Genomic DNA, 18,803 nt, shown 5'->3' with positions numbered 1-18,803 from the left:
CGGCGGTTACGGGCAGGGGGGACGGTGGCGTCCATGATCGATCGAGTCCGCAAGGCGTGGAGGACGTGGCGCGAGGACGGCGGTACGCCGAGCAGGAGGGAGCGTGCGCACAATCTCTTCGAGGCCGCTGCCGCCTACGTGGTGGCGTGCGTCGAGGACGACCAGGAGCGTGCCGACGAGGCGGCGGGCTGGGTCGAGCCGAGTGCGCTGGCCTTCGGGGTCAACGAACTCGCCTGCAGGGCCGTCATCGCCCTCGCACGGGAGCGCGACGAGCCGCCGCGCACCGTCGCTCGCGCCCTCCTCGGGCTGCCCGTCGGCTGACCCACGCGCGCGGGCACCCAGAAGGGCACGGGATGTCGACACTTTGTTCACGGCAGGGCTACAGGAGCTGACCTGCCGCTGATTTTCCTGGTCACGGTCCACGGACCCCCCTGTACGACCCCGTCGGGCACTGGCTAAGGTCTCGCCGGTGGAACGAAGTTCAGGGGAGGCCGGCGTGACCGGAGTGGACGAAGCGGCGGTCGATGGGGACGACGCGCTGTACGTGCTGACGGCGGTGTTGCTGACGCCTGCGAAGTTCCCGAGCGTGCTCGGTGACGACTACCCGGAGGCCTGCGCGGCCCTGGGGCTGGCGCCGCTGGCCGAGGGCTACGGCCTGGTGCTCGGCCAGGACGGGCAGGGCGCCCGCTGGACCGTCGTGGTCGACGACGTGTCGCTGGTCGCCGTCGCCATCGCGTCGTGGGACTGCGGCATGGAGTACGAACTCTCGCCCGACGAGGACAGCATGGTCGCCGCGCTGCCGGGCTGGCCGCTCGCGCTCGCCGTGGCCGCCCCGGGCGTCCCCGCGCCGCACGATCCCGAGCCCGACCCCGAGTACGCCGACACGCCGCCGCTGACGCCGCCCGACACGGAGACGTGGGGCCCGGCCCAACGACGCCTGGGAGCGGACGAGATAGCCCTCCAGTGGGCCGTGTGGCGGGAGCAGCTCGACGACTCGCAGTTCGCCACGGAGGAGGACGCCGAGGCCCCTCAGGAGGGCGACGCCGCCGAGGCCGGTCCGAGCGGGACGCACACCGGTATCCGGCGGGTCCTTTCGGAGGCGCGCGAGTACGTGGACGCGCCGCCGCCCCTGGGCCGCGTGCGCTCGTCGTTCGCCTCCGGCGACGCCCGGACGCTGCGCGCGGACGGACCCGGCTGGTCGATGGTCGCGCGGACCGACGACATCGCCTTCGTACTCCTCGACGACGAGCCGGGTGAGGTGCTGCCGGTCGGTCGCGGCAAGGAGCTGCCGAGCCTGCTCGAAGCGCTCGACAAGATGGCCGTACGCCCCACGTGAACCGCCGGAGCCCCACGGGGCGTTCGCGCCCCGAGCGGCTCCGGCCGTCACACTCCCCTCAGCGCCCCAGTTCCTTGCGCGAGACGCGGCGCAGCCTGCGCCGCTGCGAGGGGTCGAGCATCAGGTACGCGGCGGCGGGCGCGCCCAGCACGATGAGCAGGGCCGCCCACCAGGGCAGCCAGATCAGCAGGATGATGCCGGCCGCCACACCTCCCGCGGCGATCTTCGCGTTCTTCGACATGTGTGGCCTCCTTCGGGGGCGGCCCGCCCTCGCCTGGGTGGGGCGGGCTCGTCCTCTGCTGTGAAAAACGGGCCCACGTCGCCCGCAGTTCCGTCGGGTGACCCTGAGACATCCCTGATTCCGTGCCCCCGCACACGGTCGGGAGCCGTCAGATGTCGGCCCGCAGCGGCTCTCCCACTTCATACATGTGGCGCAGCGCCTGGCGGTAGGAGTCGACGAGGCCTGTCTCCACGAAGGGGATGCCGAGTTCGCGGCAGTGGGCCTTCACCATGGGCTGGGCGAGACGCAGGTGGGGGCGGGGCATGCTCGGGAACAGGTGGTGCTCGATCTGGTAGTTGAGGCCGCCGAGGAACCAGTCGGTCAGCGCGCCGCCCTTGATGTTGCGCGAGGTGAGGACCTGGCGGCGCAGGTGGCCCCACTTGTCGCCGTCCGGGTCGGGCATCTCCATGCCCTTGTGGTTGGGGGCGAACGCCATGCCCAGGTGCAGTCCGAACAGCGCCTGGTGGAGCGCGGCGAAGGCGAGTGCCTGGCCCAGCGGCATCGTGGTGAGCAGCAGGGTGAGGTAGCCGGCCACGTGCGCGAGCAGGAACGCGCCCTCCACGAGGCGTTCGCGGCGGCCCTGGCGGCGCAGGTCCTGGAATCCGTAGAGCTTCAGGGCGAGGCCCTCGAGCAGGGTGAGCGGGAAGAAGAGCCAGGCCTGGCGGCGGGTGAGCCAGCCGCGGAACCCCGCGCGCGTGGCGGCCTGCTTGCTGGTGAAGACGAGGACGTCGGCGGCGACGTCGGGGTCCTTCTCGATGTGGTTCGGGTTGGCGTGGTGCCGGTTGTGCTTGTCGTTCCACCAGGAAAAGCTCATGCCGAGCAGCAGATTGCCGTGGACCAGGCCTATCAGCCGGCTCACCGTGCGGTTCCCGGTGATCTGGGCGTGGCCCGCGTCGTGTCCGATGAACGCGGTGCGCGCGCACAGCACCGCGAGGACCGGAGCGAGGGCGAGCACCCACCACGAGCCGCCGAGGAGGGCCATGCCCGTGACGACGGCGCCGAGGCACAGGGCGTTGACCGCGATGGTGCGCACGTACCAGCCGGTGCGCCGCTCCAGCAGCCCCTGTCCCTTGATGGCGCGCAGCAGTGGCGTGAACTCGCTTCCCCCTTGGGGCGAGGCCGGCCTGGTGGCGGGTTCCGGCAGGGTTCCGACGGCCGAGGGCATGGCGGTCTCCGGTCTGTGGTGGGTGAGGTCGACGCGGCGGGCTACGCGTCGCCCGACCACTAGGAACCTATGGATCACCGACCTTGATCGACCATGGCGCCACCACCCGAGTACCGCCTGGGTTCACCCCACCTCGGCACGGGGGTAAGCCCCACCCTTAAGGGTCAGGTGATCCAGATCACGACATATGGAGGCGCGTCGGGCCGATCCGGGGGTGTACCCTCGGCGCCTCCAGGGTGAGTAGTCAAGTTTGATGAATACGAGGACGTCGCCATCTCCGAGCAGACCCGCACCGCTCCGCCCACTCCCTCCGAGACCGCCGAACTCGCGCGCTGCGGCGCCGTGTTCACCCCGGCCGACCCGGCCCGCACCTCGACCGTGGCCTTCTGGCGGCCCGATGGCGGCGAGCCGCCGCTGCCGGAGGCGGGCGCCCACACCGAGCTGCGCCTCGCGCTGCCCGGCGGGGACGCCGTGGAGCCGGTGACCGTACCGGCCGTCACCCTGCCCGTGCGCGCCGCGCTGCCGGTGCTGACCCGCGCGCGTACCACCGCGGACGCCGACCCTACGGCGACCTTCTGGGGCGCGGCGGGTCTCCTGGCGCTCCAACTCGTCGCCCGTGGGCTGCTGTTGCCCGGAGTGAGCGCCGAGGGACACGACGCGTGGCGTGCGGGACCGCTGCTGGCCGCCGACCTCGACCGGGTCAGGGAGCTGGCCGCCGCGATGCCGCCCGAGGCGCACGCCGTGCCGCTGGACGGGCCCGAACCGCCGCGCCTGCACGCCCCGGAGTGGCTGCTGCGCGCGTTCCTCGACGCGGTGGCCGACGCCCTGCCGCGCTCCCCCGCCGCCGCGCACGCCGCCGGTGGCCCCGCGTTCGCGGCGCGGGCGCCGCAGCGGGTGCCCGAGCTGCGCCCCTGGGCGGGGGACGTCGCGGCGGGACTCGACGCGGGCGTCCGGATCTCGCTGCGGGTGGAGGTCCCGGGGCTCGAACAGCTCACGGACGACGAGCCCCGCGTCCCGTTCCGCGCGGTGCTTCAGCTGCACAGCGTCAGCGACCCCACCCTGGTCGCGGACGCGGCCCAGGTGTGGGCCGGGACCGGCGCCTCCGGTCAGGCCTTCGGCGACCGCGCCCGGATGGACGCGTTGCTGGCGCTGCGCCGCGCCACGCGCGCGTGGGCGCCGCTCGCGCCGTTGCTCTCCGCGACCGTGCCGGACGCCGTCGAACTGGCCGACGACGAGGTCACGGAGCTGCTCGGCGAGGGCGCGCGGGCGCTGTCCGCTGCCGGTGTCGAGGTGCACTGGCCCAAGGAGCTGGCCCGCAAGCTGACGGCTCGTGCGGTGATCGGCCCTGCCGAGGGCGAGGAGCCCGACGGGCTGTCCTCCGACGGGCCGTCCTTCCTGTCCGCCGACGCCCTGCTGGCGTTCGACTGGCGGTTCGCCCTGGGCGACCAGGAGTTGAGCCGCGAGGAGCTGGACCTGCTCGCCGAGGCGAACCGTCCGATGGTGCGGCTGCGCGACCAGTGGGTCCTCATCGACCCCGCGGAGGCCCGCCGCGCCCGCTCCCACCAGGACCGTAAGGTCACTCCCGTCGACGCCCTGAGCGCCGTTCTCACAGGCTCCACGGAGGTCGAGGGCCGCCGGATCGACGTCCGCCCCACGGGCTGGCTCACGGCCCTGCGGGACCGCCTCGCGGACCCCGAGGGCATGGCGGCCGTCGGCCAACCGGCAGCGCTCCAGGCCGACTTGCGCGACTACCAGCTGCGCGGGCTGAACTGGCTCGCCCAGATGACCTCGCTGGGCCTCGGCGCCTGCCTCGCCGACGACATGGGTCTGGGCAAGACGATCACCCTGATCGCGCTGCACCTGCACCGCCAGAGCTCCCCACAGAGCGCGGGACCGACGCTCGTGGTCTGCCCGACGTCCTTGATGGGCAACTGGCAGCGCGAGATCGAGAAGTTCGCGCCTGGCACCCCCGTGCGCCGTTTCCACGGCGGGCGCCGCTCCCTGGAGAACCTCGCCGACGGCGAGTTCGTGCTCACCACGTACGGCACGATGCGCCTGGACGCGGCCCAGCTGGGCGCCGCGTCCTGGGGGATGCTCGTCGCCGACGAGGCGCAGCACGTGAAGAACCCGTACTCGGCGACGGCCAAGGAGCTGCGCACCATCGGCGCACGCGCGCGCGTGGCGCTCACCGGCACCCCGGTGGAGAACAACCTCTCCGAGCTGTGGGCCCTCCTGGACTGGACGACGCCCGGCCTGCTGGGCCGCCTCGGCACGTTCCGTACGCGCTACGCCCAGGCGATCGAGGGCGGCAAGGACCCGGCGGCGGCCGAGCGTCTGGCCAAGCTCGTCGGGCCCTTCTTGTTGCGTCGGCGCAAGTCGGACCCCGGCATCGCACCGGAGCTGCCGCCCAAGACCGAAACGGATCGCGCGGTGTCCCTGACCGCCGAACAGGCGGGCCTGTACGAGGCGGTGGTGCGGGAGACGCTCGCGGAGATCTCCGGGGCGGCCGGATTCGAGCGGCGCGGCCTGATCGTCAAGCTGCTCACCGGCCTCAAGCAGATCTGCAACCACCCGGCGCAGTACCTCAAGGAGGACAAGCCGCGCATCACCGGCCGCTCCGGGAAGCTGGAACTCCTCGACGAGCTCCTGGACACGATCCTGGCCGAGGACGCGAGCGTGCTGGTCTTCACGCAGTACGTGCAGATGGCCCGCCTCGTGGAGCGGCATCTGGCGGCCCGTGGTGTCCCGGTGATGTTCCTCCACGGAGGCACTCCTGTCGCGGAGCGCGAGTCCATGGTGCGGCGCTTCCAGGAGGGCGAGGTCCCCGTGTTCCTGCTCTCCCTGAAGGCCGCGGGCACGGGTCTGAACCTCACGCGCGCGGAGCATGTCGTGCACTACGACCGCTGGTGGAACCCGGCCGTGGAGGCGCAGGCCACCGACCGGGCGTACCGCATCGGGCAGACCAGGCCGGTGCAGGTGCACCGGCTGATCGCCGAGGGCACGATCGAGGACCGGATCGCGCAGATGCTGCTCCGCAAGCAGGAGTTGGCGGACGCGGTGCTCGGCTCCGGTGAGGCGGCGCTGACCGAACTCACCGACGCGGAACTGGCGGACCTGGTCGAGCTGCGAGGGGGCAACCGATGAGCCACACGGAAGACGACATGCGCACGTTCGCTGCGCTGCCTCCCGCGCGCGGGAGGGCGTTCGCCGAGACCTGGTGGGGGCAGGCCTGGCTGAAGGCGCTGGAGGACACCGCGCTCGACACCGCGCAACTGAAGGCGGGGCGCAGGCTCGCGCGGGCGGGAGCGGTGGGCGCGGTCTCGGTCAGGCCCGGTCGCATCACGGCGGTGGTGGAGGACCGGGGCGGCGCGACGTACCGCTCGGACGTGCTGCTGCAGTGCCTGGACGAGGACGAGTGGGACGGCTTCCTGACGATGGCGGCCGAGCGGGCCGGGCACATCGCGGCGCTCCTTGACCGCGACATGCCACCGCATCTCGTGGAGGACGCCTCGGCATCCGGGGTGGAACTCCTGCCGGGGATCGGCGACTTGGAGCCGCGCTGCGACTGTGACGCCTGGGACCACTGCGCGCACACGGCGGCCCTGAGCTATCAGCTCGCCCGTCTGCTGGACCAGGACCCGTTCGTGCTGCTTCTGCTGCGCGGGCGCGGCGAGCGCGCGCTGCTCGACGAGCTTCAGGTGCGCAGCACCGTGCGCGCCGAACCGGAGGCGCCGCGCGAGGACGACGAGGCCGAGGGCGTGGACGCCGCCGAGGCGTACGCGTCGGCGATCGTGCTGCCGCCGTTGCCCGGCCCTCCGCCGCTGCCCGAGGAGCCCGGCCTGCCGCCGTCGCTGGACACGGAGACGCCGCCGCCCGCGGGCACGGACGTCGACGCGCTCGCCTTCCTCGGCGCGCAGGCGGCGGCCGAGGCGCACCGGCTGCTCGCGGAGGCGCTGTCGCCTGGCCACGAACAACGGGCCGTGCTGCCGGAGTTGACCGTTGTGCAGGACGCCGTGCGCCTGGCCGCCGCGTCCCCCGCCCCGCACATCCGCGCGCGGCTCGCCGAGACCGGGGGCCGCGGCCGGGAGGGTCTGACGCTCGCCGTGCGCGCCTGGGAGTACGGGGGCGCCGCCGGGCTCGACGTACTGGACGAGGAGTGGACGCCGGACGCGGACGGGCTCGCACGCGCGCGTGCCGCGCTCGACGCGGCCTGGGACGACGAGCGCCCCACCCTCAGGGCCGCCCGCGGCCGCTGGAGCACGGCGGACGGGCAGGCCCAGCTGCGGCTCGGCCGGGACGGCCGCTGGTGGCCGTACCGCAAGCAGCGCGGCCGCTGGTCCCCCGCGGGACCGGCGACCTCCGACCCCGCCTCGGCGCTGGCCGGCGCGACCGGCTCCGCCGACGAGGACGGGTAGGCAACGGACAGGCACACGGGCAGGCCCGCACGGTGACGTCCGCGATCGTGAACGTCACCGTGCGGGCCCGGATCGGCCGTTGACCCGCCCGTGCTGTCGGCCGTTGACCCGCCCGTACTAGCGGATCGGCATGCCCGACAGGGTGCGGGCGATGACCAGGCGCTGGATCTCGCTGGTGCCCTCGAAGATCGTGTAGATCGCGGCGTCGCGGTGCATGCGCTCCACGGGGTACTCGCGCGTGAAGCCGTTGCCGCCGAGGATCTGGACGGCCTGGGCGCTGACCTTCTTGGCGGTCTCGCTCGCGAACAGCTTGGACATGGAGCCCTCGGCGTTCTCGAACTTCTTACCCGTGGACGCCATCCAGGAGGCGCGCCACACCAGGAGACGCGCGGCGTCGATCTGGGTGCGCATGTCGGCGAGCTGGAAGGCCACGCCCTGGTTGTCGATGATCGGGCGGCCGAACTGCTCGCGCGTCTTCGCGTACTCCAGGGCCTCCTCGTAGGCGGCGCGGGCCGTGCCGACCGCCATGGCGCCGACGGCGGGACGCGAGGCCTCGAAGGTGGCCATCGCGGCGTTCTTCACGCGCTCGCCGCCCTTCTGGGCCTTCTCACGCGCGCGGGCGAGGCGCTCGTCGAGCTTGTCCTTGCCGCCGAGCAGGCAGGAGCCGGGGATCCGCACGTTCTCCAGGACGACCTCGGCGGTGTGCGAGGCGCGGATGCCGTGCTTCTTGAACTTCTGCCCCTGGGACAGGCCGGGGGTGCTCGGCGGCACGATGAAGGAGGCGTGCCCCTTGGAGCCGAGTTCGGCGTCCACGGAGGCGACCACCACGTGGACGTTGGCGATGCCGCCGTTCGTCGCCCACGTCTTGGTGCCGTTGAGGACCCACTCGTCCTTGGCCTCGTCGTAGACCGCGCGCGTGCGCATGGCGGCGACGTCGGAGCCCGCGTCCGGCTCGGACGAGCAGAAGGCGGCCACCTTCACGTCGTTCACGTCGCCGTACATCTGCGGGATCCAGGTGCCGATCTGCTCCTCGGTGCCGTTGGCGAGGACGCCGACGGCGGCGAGGCCGGTGCCGACGATGGACAGGCCGATGCCCGCGTCGCCCCAGAACAGCTCCTCCATGGCCATCGGGATGCCGAGGCCCGACGGGTCGAAGAACTGCTGCGCGTAGAAGTCCAGGGAGTAGATTCCGAGCTTGGCGGCCTCCTGGATGACCGGCCAGGGGGTCTCCTCGCGCTCGTCCCACTCGGCGGCCGCGGGGCGGATCACATCGGCGGCGAAACCGTGAAGCCAGTCACGGACTTCCTTCTGCTCGTCGTTGAGATCCATGGTGAACTCGGCCATAACCCCTCCAGGGCGCACGCACTGCTGTGTTACTTAAGGTAACCCGAGTCTGTTACTGGCGAGTAGCCCCTGTCAACCTCCGAGTACGCGTTCGATGCCGGACGGCCATCGGGTGTTACCTTTCGCGTGCGTCAGGCAATCGCAGGGGCGGGGAGAAAAGCTCATGGAGACCACACAGCGGACCGATCAGCGCGCGGACCAGCAGTCCGCCGCCGAGCGTCGGCGGCGGGAGCTGCTGGAGGCCGCGGACCGCGTGGTGCTCCGGGACGGCCCCGGCGCCTCGATGAACGCGATCGCGGCCGAGGCCGGGATCACCAAGCCGATCCTGTACCGGCACTTCGGCGACAAGGGCGGCCTGTACGCCGCGCTCGCCACGCGCCACACGGACGCGCTGCTCGCCTCGTTGCGGGCCGCCCTGGACGCGCCCGCGGAGCGCCGCGAGCGCGTGGAGGCGACGCTCGACACCTACCTCGCGGCGATCGAGGCCCGCCCTCAGGTCTACCGCTTCCTGATGCATCCGTCGGAGGGCTCCCCCACCGAATCCGGGTTCGACGTTGGACGGCACTCGTTCCCGTTGCTGCGCCGCATGGGCGAGGAGCTGGCCGAGGTCATCGAGGAGCGCGTGGACCTCGGCCCGGGGAGCCAGCAGCTCGCGCGCGTCTGGGGCCACGGGATCGTCGGCATGATGCACGCCGCCGGTGACTGGTGGCTCGGTGACCGCCCGTGCGAGCGCGCCGAGTTGGTGCGCGGCCTCGCCGACCTCCTGTGGGGGCGGCTCGCCGCGGCGGGCGACAAGGTGGGCGGCCCCGGGTTCTGAGCCCGCCCGCGACACCTCAGGAAGGCACCCCGCACCCCCTCAGGAAGGCGCCGCCCACGGCGCCTTCGCCGCCTGACGCAGCACCCTCCTGCGCCGCCACCCGGTGACCCGGTCCGTGTACGTACGCCCTTCCAAGTGGTCGCATTCGTGCTGGAGGCAGCGGGCGAACCAGCCCGTGCCATGGATGACCACGGGCTCGCCGTCGACGTCGACGCCCTCCACGCGCGCGTGGTCGAAGCGCGGCGTGCCCGCCTCCAGGCCGGGGAGCGACAGACAGCCCTCGGGGCCGCGGATCACCTCGCCGTCGGCCTCGACCAGGCGCGGGTTCACGACGTGGCCGACGTGGCGCACATCGTCGTCATCCTCACAGTCGAAGACGAACACCCGCAGTCCCTCGCCGACCTGGTTCGCGGCGAGTCCCACGCCCTGAGCCGCGTACATCGTGGCGAACATGTCCTCGACCAGGCGCGCGAGGTCCTGGCCGAAGTCCGTTACCTGCGCGCAGGGTTGGTGCAGCACGGCTTCGCCGAGCAGGGTCAGGGGTCGTACGCGCCCTGAGGCGCCCGGGATCGAGCCGTGTCGCATGCGGGTAAGGGTACGGTCCAGTACGGACCACGAAGTGCTGGTGGTGCCGCTGTTCGGGCTTGTCGGAGGATCTCGATAGGCTGAGCCCATAAACGATGCCGGGGGCAGGCGCGGCGCCGTACGCAAGGAGGACCCAGGAAGATGGCAGGCAACTCGGAGCCGATGACTCCGCGCGCCAAGCTGGCCGTGACGGCCGGCCGGGCCGCGGCCGCGGTGTCGCGGGCGGCGGGCCGCGGCAGCGGATCAGTGATCGGCGGCAAGGTCGCGCTGCGGCTCGACCCCGAGCTGCTCGCGCGGGTCGCCCAGCACCTGGACGTGGTGCTCGTCTCGGCCACGAACGGAAAGACGACGACCACGCGACTGCTCGCGGAGGCCCTGCGCGCCAGCGGCCCCGTCGTGTCGAACGCCCTGGGGGCGAACATGCCCGCGGGCATCACCTCCGCCCTGGCCGGCGGCGGCGAGGCCAAGTACGGCGTGATCGAGGTCGACGAGAAGTACCTGGCCGGTGTCGCCCGCGACACCGACCCGAAGGCGATCGCGCTGCTCAACCTCTCGCGCGACCAGCTGGACCGCGCCGGTGAGACCCGCATGCTCGCCGAGAAGTGGCGCGAGGGGCTCGCCGGTTCGAAGTCCATCGTGATCGCGAACGCGGACGACCCGCTGATCGTCTGGGCCGCCTCCTCCTCGCCGAACGTGGTGTGGGTCGCCGCGGGCCAGGAGTGGAAGGACGACGCCTGGTCCTGCCCGGCGTGCGGCGGCGTGATGCAGCGCCCCGGCGACGACTGGTTCTGCGGGGAGTGCGGCTTCCGCCGGCCGACCGCGAGCTGGGCGCTCCAGGGCGACCACGTCGTGGACCCGCACGGCTCGGCCTGGCCGATCAACCTCCAGCTGCCGGGCCGCGCCAACAAGGCGAACGCGGCGACGTCGGCGGCCGTTGCCGCCTGCTTCGGCGTGCCCCCGCAGGTCGCCCTCGAGCGCATGTACCAGGTGCAGGCCGTCGCGGGCCGCTACGACGTCGTGCAGTTCCTGGAGCGCGACCTGCGGCTGCTGCTCGCCAAGAACCCGGCGGGCTGGCTCGAAACGTTCACTCTGATCGACCCGCCGCCGACCCCGGTGATCCTCTCGGTCAACGCGCGGGGCGCCGACGGCACCGACACCTCCTGGCTGTGGGACGTCGACTACACGCGCCTCGCCGGGCACCCGATCGCGGTGATCGGCGACCGCCGGCTCGACCTCGCGGTCCGGCTCGAGGTCGCGGGCCTGGACTTCCGGGTCTGCGAGACGCTCGACGAGGCGGTGCAGATGTCGCCCCAGGGGCGGATCGAGCTGATCGCCAACTACACCGCGTTCCAGGACGTCCGCCGGCGTGTGGGCAACTGACCCCGCCCTGACGAGGACCAGCGAAGGATCATGAGCATGAGTGACAACAGCCTGCGTCTCGTGTGGGTCTACCCCGACCTCCTGAGCACCTACGGCGACCAGGGCAACGCGCTGGTGGTGGAGCGCCGCGCGCAGCAGCGCCGCCTCCAGGTCGAGCGCTACGACGTGCGCAGCGACCAGGCGGTGCCGACCTCCGGCGACATCTACCTCATCGGCGGCGGCGAGGACCGGCCGCAGCGCCTCGCGGCCGAGCGGCTGCGCCGCGACGGCGGACTGCAGCGCGCGGTGGGCAACGGCGCGATCGTCTTCTCCGTGTGCGCCGGGTACCAGATCCTCGGCCACGAGTTCGTGAACGACCTCGGTGAGCGCGAGCCCGGCCTCGGCCTGCTCGACGTCGTCTCGACGCGCGGCGAGGGCGAGCGCTGCGTCGGTGACGTACTGGGCGACATCGACCCGGAGTTGGGCCTTCCGGAGCTGACCGGCTTCGAGAACCACCAGGGCGTCACGCACCTGGGCCCCACCGCGCGCGCCTTCGCCCGCACCCGCATCGGCAAGGGCAACGGCACGGGGGACGGCACCGAGGGCGCCTTCAACGACACCGTTTTCGGCACGTACATGCACGGGCCCGTGCTCGCGCGCAATCCGCAGATCGCCGACCTGCTGATCAAGCTGGCGCTCGATGTGAACGCGCTGCCGCCGGTGAACGACCACTGGTACGAGGAGCTCCGCAACGAGCGGATCTCCGCGGCCACGGCGCAGCCCGCCTGACGCCTTGGAAGGGCCCTCCCCGAGGGCCCTTCGGTGCGCCCCCGCGCCCATGTGAGCAGGCCGGTCCACCAGTCGGACGCCCCGTGCGGAAGGGCCCCCGGACGCCGATAAGGTACGGGGGTCCAGCCGGACGGCGTGGTCCGGCCATCGGCCCACGTTTGCAAAGGTATTCCGGGCTTATGCGTATTGGTGTCCTCACCTCCGGCGGAGACTGCCCCGGTCTGAACGCCGTGATCCGTTCGGTCGTGCACCGTGCCGTCGTCGACCACGGCGACGAGGTCATCGGCTTCCACGACGGGTGGAAGGGCCTGCTCGAGTGCGACTACCGCAAGCTGGACCTCGACGCGGTGGGCGGCATCCTCGCCCGCGGCGGCACCATCCTCGGCTCCTCCCGCGTCCAGCCCGCGCACTTGCGTGACGGCGTCGAGCGGGCCAGGGGGCACGTCGCGGACCTCGGCCTGGACGCGATCATTCCGATCGGCGGCGAGGGCACCCTGAAGGCGGCCCGCCTCCTCTCGGACAACGGCCTGCCGATCGTCGGCGTACCGAAGACGATCGACAACGACATCGCCGTCACCGACGTGACCTTCGGCTTCGACACGGCCGTCGGCGTCGCCACCGAGGCGCTCGACCGCCTCAAGACCACCGCCGAGTCGCACCAGCGTGTCCTGATCGTCGAGGTCATGGGGCGGCACACCGGCTGGATCGCGCTGCACTCCGGCATGGCCGCGGGCGCGCACGCCGTCGTCGTCCCGGAGCGGCCCTTCGACATCGACGAGCTGACCAAGAAGGTCGGCGAGCGGTTCGAGGCCGGCAAGAAGTTCGCCATCGTCGTCGTCGCCGAGGGCGCCAAGCCCCGGGCCGGTTCGATGGAGTACGACGAGGGCGGCAAGGACGTCTACGGCCACGAGCGCTTCGCGGGGATCGCGCGGCAGCTCTCCATCGAGCTGGAGCAGCGCCTCGGCAAGGAGGCCCGCCCCGTGATCCTCGGCCATGTGCAGCGCGGCGGCACCCCCACGGCGTACGACCGTGTGCTCGCGACGCGGTTCGGCTGGCATGCCGTGGAGGCCGTGCACCGCGGCGAGTTCGGGAAGATGACCGCGCTGCGCGGCACCGACATCGTGATGACGTCGCTGGCCGAGGCCGTCCAGACGCTGAAGACGGTGCCGGACGAGCGGTACGCCGAAGCCGAGTGCGTGCTCTGACCCGGACGCCTCCCCAGCACGCATAACTGCCCCCGGCCGATACGACGGCCGGGGGCAGTTCTACTCTGGGTTCGCACAATCCGTACGAAACGAGCAACAGGAGCCGGCGGATGGATCACAGCGGGCACGGCATGAACATGGATCTGCCGCCGTTCACGCTGGGGCGTGGCCTTGAATGGTCGGCCGACCCCTTCTTCCTCGTCGGGTGCCTGCTGGCGCTCGCCCTCTACGGATGGGGTGTGCTGCGCCTGGTCAGGCGCGGTGACGCGTGGCCGGTGTCGCGGACGATCTCGTACGTCGTGGGTGTGCTCAGCATCGGCCTGGTGATGTGCACGAAGCTCAACGACTACGGCATGGTCATGTTCAGCGTGCACATGGTGCAGCACATGGTCATCAGCATGCTGTCGCCGATCCTGCTCCTGATGGGCGCCCCGATCACGCTCGCGCTGCGGGCGCTGCCGGTGGCCTCGAAGCGCGGCAGCAAGGGCCCGCGCGAGCTGCTCCTGGCGCTGCTGCACAGCCGCTACATGCGGATCATCACGCACGCGGCCTTCACGATCCCGCTGTTCATCGCGAGCCTGTACGCGCTGTACTTCACGCCGCTCTTCGACTTCCTCATGGGGTCGAAGGTCGGTCACATCGCGATGATGGTGCACTTCCTCGCCGTCGGCCTGGTGTTCTTCTGGCCGATCATGGGCGTGGACCCGGGCCCGCACCGGCCCGGCTATGTGATGCGGATGCTGGAGCTGTTCGCGGGCATGCCGTTCCACGCCTTCTTCGGCATCGCGCTGATGATGGCGTCGACGACGATGGTCGGCACGTTCGAGAACCCGCCGGCCTCCCTGGGCATCGATCCGCTCGCCGATCAGACGGCGGCGGGCGGCATCGCCTGGGCGTTCAGCGAGGTGCCCTCGGTCCTGGTGCTGCTGGCCCTGCTCTTCCAGTGGAAGAAGTCGGACGACCGGCAGGCGCGCCGCAAGGACCGCGCCGCGGACCGGGACGGCGACAAGGAGCTGGAGGCGTACAACGCCTACTTGGCCTCGCTCCACGGGCGCACGCAGTAGCCATCCGGCGCGGGCAGTAGCGCCACTGCCCCGTTACGGGTGAATATGGCCTCCTGGTCGCGGCTCGGACGTTGTCCGGCTGCTGGGAGGAGGGTGTGTGATGCCCGGTTCCACGAAGACGATGGGTGCGTTCACCGTGGGCGGCCTGGTGGCCGTGACCGCCTACACGGTGGCGCTCGGCAGCAATGGGTGGCTGTGGTTCGGCTGGGTGGTGCTCGGCCTGCTCACCGTCGCCATGGTGGCGTCGCGCAGCAGCTGACGGCCGCCGCCACCGGGGCTCAGAAGCGGAAGACGGGGCCCGTCGACGCCGCCATCGCACAGGGGTTGCCGAAGGTCTTGTGCCAGGCGATCGCCTTGCCGCGGTACGTGCCGGTGGCCCTGACGGTGACCGGGTCGTAGATCTGGGTGCACAGCTGCTGCTCGACCGGCAGCGCGTCCAGGTCGCCCCCGGCCGCCTCCAGGGCCGCGCAGGCGTCGGCGGCGTGCGGGTGCTCGCCCGAGGGCCGGGGCACGCAGTTCAGGTGGACGCTTCGGGTCCGGTTGTCGTCGGCGCCGGAGACGGTCAGGAACAGCTCGCGCGGCTGCTCGGGCCCGGTGGTCGCGGCGCCCGCGGCCGGTGCCGCCGCGGCCAGGGACAGGAGCGCGGCAGCGGCCACGTGGACGGAACGCATACGGAAGAACCTCCGGTGCTTGGACGTCAGGGTGGAAACAGGGCACCCGCCAGGGCCGCCGCCGCCAAGCGGACGCGCCGTTCCGGCCCCGGAGAAGGCCCGATCGGGCTCTCGCGCGGGCGCTGCCGATTGGTTACTGTGCGCAAGCACGCGGCGGTACAAGCGGCAGTACAAGCGGTTCAAGCGGTTCAAGCGGTTCGTGGGGGAAGGCGATCGGGATGTTCTACCGGCTGCTCAAATACGTGATCCTCGGGCCGCTGCTGCGGCTGCTCTTCCGGCCCCGGATCGAGGGTCTGGAGCACATACCGGAATCCGGCGCCGCGATCGTCGCGGGCAATCATCTGTCGTTCGCCGATCACTTCCTGATGCCCGCGATCATCAAGCGGCGGATCACGTTCCTGGCGAAGGCCGAGTACTTCACCGGGCCGGGGATCAGGGGGCGGCTGACGGCGACGTTCTTCCGCAGCGCGGGCCAGATCCCGGTCGACCGCTCGGGCAAGGAGGCCGGGCAGGCGGCGATCCGCGAGGGACTCGGGGTGCTGCGCCGGGGCGAGCTGCTCGGCATCTACCCGGAGGGCACGCGCTCGCACGACGGGCGCCTGTACAAGGGCAAGGTCGGCGTCGCCGCGATGGCGCTCAAGGCACAGGCCCCGGTGATCCCCTGCGCGATGATCGGCACGTTCGAGGCGCAGCCGCCCGGCCAGAAGATCCCGAAGATGCACCGGGTGACGATCCGGTTCGGCAGGCCGCTCGACTTCTCGCGCTACGTCGGGATGGACGACGAGAAGGCGATCCTGCGGGCGGTCACCGACGAGATCATGTACGCGATCCTGGAGCTGTCCGGGCAGGAGTACGTCGACAAGTACGCGGCCCTCGTGAAGGCGGAGGCCGAGGAGGAGAAGGCCCGGAAGTTCCCGCGGCTGCCGCTGAGCTGATCTCCCCCAGGTGTCGCGCCCCCGTTCCCGCACCGCGCCCAGCCGGACTCCCCCGGTTCCACGCTCTGCGCTGAGCAGATTCCGGGGTCCGGGCGGCCGTTGCCGACGTACGGTCCCGCCATGAAGAAGGCATTGGTGATCGGTGCGGCAGGGCAGATCGGGCGGCCCACGGTGCGGGCGCTCGCGGCGGACGGCTGGGAGGTGACGGCGGCCTCGCGCGGCGGCGGGCGGGACGCGGGCTGGCCCGAGGGGGTGCGCGCGGTGCGGCTCGACCGGGCGGACGACGCGGCGCTCGCGGAGCTGGTCGGCGACGGCGTCGACCTCGTCGTCGACATGGTGGCCTTCACCCGGGAGCACGGGCGGCAGCTCGCGCGGCTGGCCGGCCGGGTCGGTTCGGCGGTGGTGATCTCCAGCGGCGCCGTCTACGAGGACGACGCGGGCCGCAGCTTCGACACGCAGGCCGAGCCGGACGGCTGGCCCCGCTACGACGGCCCCGTGCGGGAGACCGACCGTACGGTCGCGCCAGGCGACGCGACGTACGGAACGCGCAAGGTGCGCCTCGAGCGGGATCTGCTGGCGCTCGGCGAAGCGCTGCCGACGACCCTGCTGCGGGCGGCCGCGGTGCACGGACCGCACTGCCGCACTCCGCGCGAGCTGTACTTCGTGAAGCGGAACCTCGACGGGCGCCGCAGGCGGGTGCTCGCGTTCGAAGGGGAGAGCCGCTTCAATCCGGCGAGCGTCCGGAATCTGGCGGAGCTGGTGCGGCTCGCCGCGGCCCGTCCGGGCTCGCGGGTGCTGAACGGCGCCGACCCGGACTGTCCGAACGTCGCCCGGATCGGCACGATGATCGACGAGCTGATGGGCGTGGAGACGGAGACGGTGCTGGTGCCAGGACCGCCGCCGGCGGAGACCGTCGGGGACACCCCGTGGTCGCTGCCGCACCCGCTCGTCTTCGACATGTCGGCCGCCGAGCGGGAGCTGGGGTACAAGCCGGTGACGACGTACGCCGACGCGCTCCCGGAGACCGTCGAGTGGCTCACCGCGCGGCTGCGGGAGCAGGACTGGGAGACGGGGTTCCCGAAGATGGTCGCGTCGTACACGACCGGTCTGTTCGACTACGCGGCCGAGGACGTCTGGCTGGCGTCCTCGGCCGCGTAGGCCTGTCGAACTGCTACGGCTGCGACTACGGCTTGGGCGTGGCGTGCGGGGCGCACGTCACGTCCTTGGCGTCGGTCCTGCCGGTGAGCAGGTAGGTGTCGACCCGGTCGTTGACGCAGGGGTTCGTGAGACCGGTGACGCCGTGCGAGCCCGCGTCCTTCTCGGTGATCAGGCGGGAGCCCTTGAACTTCTTGTGCAGCACGACGGCGCCCTCGTACGGGGTGGCGGCGTCACGCTCGGACTGCACGATGAGGACCGGCGGCAGGCCCTTGCCGGTCTTCACGTCAAGCGGCGTCTGCTGCTTGGTCTTCCACGTGGCGCAGGGCAGGTTCATCCACGCGTTGGCCCACGTCATGAACGGGTACTGCTTGTGCAGCTCGGTGTTGTCCCTGTCCCACTTCGACCAGCTGGTGGGCCACTTGGCGTCGGCGCACTCGACGGCCGTGTAGACGGCGTTGCCGTTCTCCGCGGAGGCGTTGCCCGCGGTGTCCGACATGTCGGGGGCGGCGGCGTCGACGAGGGCCTGGGTGTCACCGGCGACGTACTTGCTCCACACCTGGGCGGTGGACGCCCACGCCGAGTCGTAGTACGGCGCGCTCTGGAAGAAGGCGATCAGCTCGGCCGGGCCGACGAGCCCGCCGATGGGGTTCTTCTTCGCGGCGGCGCGCAGGGTCTCCCACTGCTGCTGCACCTTCGCGCGGGTGTCGCCGAGGTGGTACGTCGCGTCGTTCTTGGCGACCCAGTCCTGCCAGTCCTTCCAGCGGCCCTCGAAGGCGATGTCCTGGTTCAGGTTGGCCTGGTACCAGATGTTGTCCTTCGCCGGGTTGACCACGCTGTCGACGATCATGCGGCGGACGTGGCCCGGGAAGAGCGTGCCGTAGACGGCGCCCAGGTAGGTGCCGTAGGAGACGCCGAGGTAGTTGAGCTTCTTGTCGCCGAGGGCGGCGCGGATGACGTCGAGGTCGCGCGCGGTGTTCGGCGTCGTCATGTGCGGCAGCATCTCGCCGCTCTTCTCATAGCAGCCGTCCGCGTACTCCTTGGCCAGCTTGCGCTGCGCGAGCTTGTCGGCCTCGGAGTCGGGCACCGGGTCGGCCTTCGGCGCCTTGACGTACTCCTGCGGGTCGACGCAGGAGATCGGCGCGGAGTGGCCGACGCCGCGCGGGTCGAAGCCCACGAAGTCGTAGGCCTTCGCCATCTTCGCGTAGATCGGGTTCTTGGTGGTCACACGCGTCGGGAAACGCATGCCGGAGCCGCCGGGGCCGCCCGGGTTGTAGACGAGGGAGCCCTGGCGCTCGTCCTTCGTGCCGGTGTTGCCGATGCGGTCCACGGCGAGCTTGATCTGCTTGCCGTTCGGCTTCGCGTAGTCGAGCGGCACGCTGACCCAGCCGCACTGGATGGGCTTGGCGATGCCCCAGTCCGCGGGGCAGTCCTTCCAGTCGATGCCGGCCTTCGCGGCCTTGGCGGCGGCGAGGGCGGCGCCGCGCGCCTGCAGATCGGCGGTGCTCGCACCGGACTTCTGGGCGTCGGCCTGGGCTGCGGGGGCGGTGACCGCGCCCGCTATCAGCGCCGCCGCGGCGAACGCGCCCGCGGAGCCGATCACCGCCTTCCGGCTGCCGCGCGCTGTCTGTCTGGTCCGTCTCAAGTGAGGCCTCCCGCACATCGATTCGATCCGTACGTCGA

The 18,803-nt window shown here is 71.9% G+C and carries 18 protein-coding genes; 12 read left to right on the top strand and 6 right to left on the bottom strand.

Going from position 1 to position 18,803, the window contains the following annotated elements:
• Positions 1 to 33 precede the first annotated feature (33 nt).
• Positions 34 to 321 (top strand): hypothetical protein, encoded by a 288-nt coding sequence (locus ACFV9W_RS23985; protein WP_385764167.1) that lies wholly within the window; start codon positions 34 to 36, stop codon positions 319 to 321.
• Between the two features lie 175 nt (positions 322 to 496).
• Positions 497 to 1,336: a hypothetical protein gene (locus tag ACFV9W_RS23980; RefSeq protein WP_385764165.1), complete on the top strand. Its 840-nt coding sequence runs from the start codon at positions 497 to 499 to the stop codon at positions 1,334 to 1,336.
• A 58-nt stretch (positions 1,337 to 1,394) separates the two neighbouring features.
• Here the strand turns inward: ACFV9W_RS23980 and ACFV9W_RS23975 are convergent, their stop codons facing one another.
• A complete protein-coding gene (locus tag ACFV9W_RS23975; RefSeq protein WP_385764163.1) occupies positions 1,395 to 1,577 on the bottom strand; it encodes a hypothetical protein in 183 nt (60 codons plus the stop codon).
• 148 nt (positions 1,578 to 1,725) lie between these two features.
• Positions 1,726 to 2,781, bottom strand: a complete 1,056-nt coding sequence (locus ACFV9W_RS23970; protein ID WP_385764161.1) for a fatty acid desaturase family protein — start codon at positions 2,779 to 2,781, stop codon at positions 1,726 to 1,728.
• 342 nt (positions 2,782 to 3,123) lie between these two features.
• Here ACFV9W_RS23970 and ACFV9W_RS23965 point away from each other — a divergent pair, with 342 nt between their 5' ends.
• Both ACFV9W_RS23965 and ACFV9W_RS23960 read left to right on the top strand, forming a co-directional pair.
• Positions 3,124 to 5,925: an SNF2-related protein gene (locus ACFV9W_RS23965; RefSeq protein ID WP_385764159.1), complete on the top strand. Its 2,802-nt coding sequence runs from the start codon at positions 3,124 to 3,126 to the stop codon at positions 5,923 to 5,925.
• On the top strand, positions 5,922 to 7,196 hold the full coding sequence (locus tag ACFV9W_RS23960) for an SWF or SNF family helicase (RefSeq protein ID WP_385764157.1): 1,275 nt from the start codon (positions 5,922 to 5,924) through the stop codon (positions 7,194 to 7,196). Before ACFV9W_RS23965 ends, ACFV9W_RS23960 begins: the two co-directional genes overlap by 4 nt.
• A 117-nt stretch (positions 7,197 to 7,313) precedes the next feature.
• On the opposite strand, the gene ACFV9W_RS23955 is transcribed toward ACFV9W_RS23960, so the two are convergent.
• A complete protein-coding gene (locus ACFV9W_RS23955) occupies positions 7,314 to 8,540 on the bottom strand; it encodes an acyl-CoA dehydrogenase family protein (RefSeq protein ID WP_385764155.1) in 1,227 nt (408 codons plus the stop codon).
• A 163-nt stretch (positions 8,541 to 8,703) separates the two neighbouring features.
• Here ACFV9W_RS23955 and ACFV9W_RS23950 point away from each other — a divergent pair, with 163 nt between their 5' ends.
• The gene (locus ACFV9W_RS23950) at positions 8,704 to 9,357 is read left to right on the top strand and encodes a TetR family transcriptional regulator (protein ID WP_385764153.1); all 654 of its coding nucleotides are present in this window, start codon (positions 8,704 to 8,706) and stop codon (positions 9,355 to 9,357) included.
• Positions 9,358 to 9,396: 39 nt separating this feature from the next.
• Here the strand turns inward: ACFV9W_RS23950 and def are convergent, their stop codons facing one another.
• Positions 9,397 to 9,942 carry a peptide deformylase gene (def, locus tag ACFV9W_RS23945; protein WP_385764151.1) on the bottom strand — a complete coding sequence of 182 codons (546 nt, stop codon included), beginning with the start codon at positions 9,940 to 9,942 and terminating at the stop codon, positions 9,397 to 9,399.
• Positions 9,943 to 10,083: 141 nt separating this feature from the next.
• Between def and ACFV9W_RS23940 the strand changes: the two genes are divergently transcribed.
• The 5 genes from ACFV9W_RS23940 (at position 10,084) to ACFV9W_RS23920 (ending at position 14,618) form a co-directional block, all read left to right on the top strand.
• Positions 10,084 to 11,322, top strand: coding sequence for a MurT ligase domain-containing protein (locus ACFV9W_RS23940; RefSeq protein WP_385764149.1), 1,239 nt, complete (start codon positions 10,084 to 10,086; stop codon positions 11,320 to 11,322).
• A gap of 36 nt (positions 11,323 to 11,358) precedes the next feature.
• A complete protein-coding gene (locus ACFV9W_RS23935; RefSeq protein WP_385764147.1) occupies positions 11,359 to 12,090 on the top strand; it encodes a type 1 glutamine amidotransferase in 732 nt (243 codons plus the stop codon).
• Between the two features lie 179 nt (positions 12,091 to 12,269).
• Positions 12,270 to 13,295: a 6-phosphofructokinase gene (locus ACFV9W_RS23930; RefSeq protein WP_385764145.1), complete on the top strand. Its 1,026-nt coding sequence runs from the start codon at positions 12,270 to 12,272 to the stop codon at positions 13,293 to 13,295.
• Between the two features lie 110 nt (positions 13,296 to 13,405).
• Positions 13,406 to 14,359, top strand: a complete 954-nt coding sequence (locus ACFV9W_RS23925; protein WP_385764143.1) for a cytochrome c oxidase assembly protein — start codon at positions 13,406 to 13,408, stop codon at positions 14,357 to 14,359.
• A gap of 100 nt (positions 14,360 to 14,459) precedes the next feature.
• A complete protein-coding gene (locus ACFV9W_RS23920) occupies positions 14,460 to 14,618 on the top strand; it encodes a hypothetical protein (protein ID WP_326020160.1) in 159 nt (52 codons plus the stop codon).
• Between the two features lie 19 nt (positions 14,619 to 14,637).
• Here ACFV9W_RS23920 and ACFV9W_RS23915 read toward each other — a convergent pair whose 3' ends face one another.
• A complete protein-coding gene (locus ACFV9W_RS23915) occupies positions 14,638 to 15,030 on the bottom strand; it encodes an SSI family serine proteinase inhibitor (RefSeq protein ID WP_385764141.1) in 393 nt (130 codons plus the stop codon).
• A 218-nt stretch (positions 15,031 to 15,248) separates the two neighbouring features.
• Between ACFV9W_RS23915 and ACFV9W_RS23910 the strand changes: the two genes are divergently transcribed.
• Together ACFV9W_RS23910 and ACFV9W_RS23905 are read left to right on the top strand one after the other, a co-directional pair.
• On the top strand, positions 15,249 to 15,965 hold the full coding sequence (locus ACFV9W_RS23910) for a lysophospholipid acyltransferase family protein (protein ID WP_385764139.1): 717 nt from the start codon (positions 15,249 to 15,251) through the stop codon (positions 15,963 to 15,965).
• Between the two features lie 120 nt (positions 15,966 to 16,085).
• Positions 16,086 to 17,123, top strand: a complete 1,038-nt coding sequence (locus ACFV9W_RS23905) for an NAD-dependent epimerase/dehydratase family protein (RefSeq protein ID WP_385764137.1) — start codon at positions 16,086 to 16,088, stop codon at positions 17,121 to 17,123.
• Positions 17,124 to 17,148: 25 nt separating this feature from the next.
• Here the strand turns inward: ACFV9W_RS23905 and ACFV9W_RS23900 are convergent, their stop codons facing one another.
• Positions 17,149 to 18,783 (bottom strand): alpha/beta hydrolase, encoded by a 1,635-nt coding sequence (locus ACFV9W_RS23900; RefSeq protein ID WP_385764135.1) that lies wholly within the window; start codon positions 18,781 to 18,783, stop codon positions 17,149 to 17,151.
• Positions 18,784 to 18,803: the final 20 nt, after the last annotated feature.

Origin of the sequence: Streptomyces sp. NPDC059897, assembly GCF_042730865.1 — a bacterium.
Lineage (GTDB): Bacteria > Actinomycetota > Actinomycetes > Streptomycetales > Streptomycetaceae > Streptomyces.
This window is presented reverse-complemented; position numbering and strand designations above follow the sequence as displayed.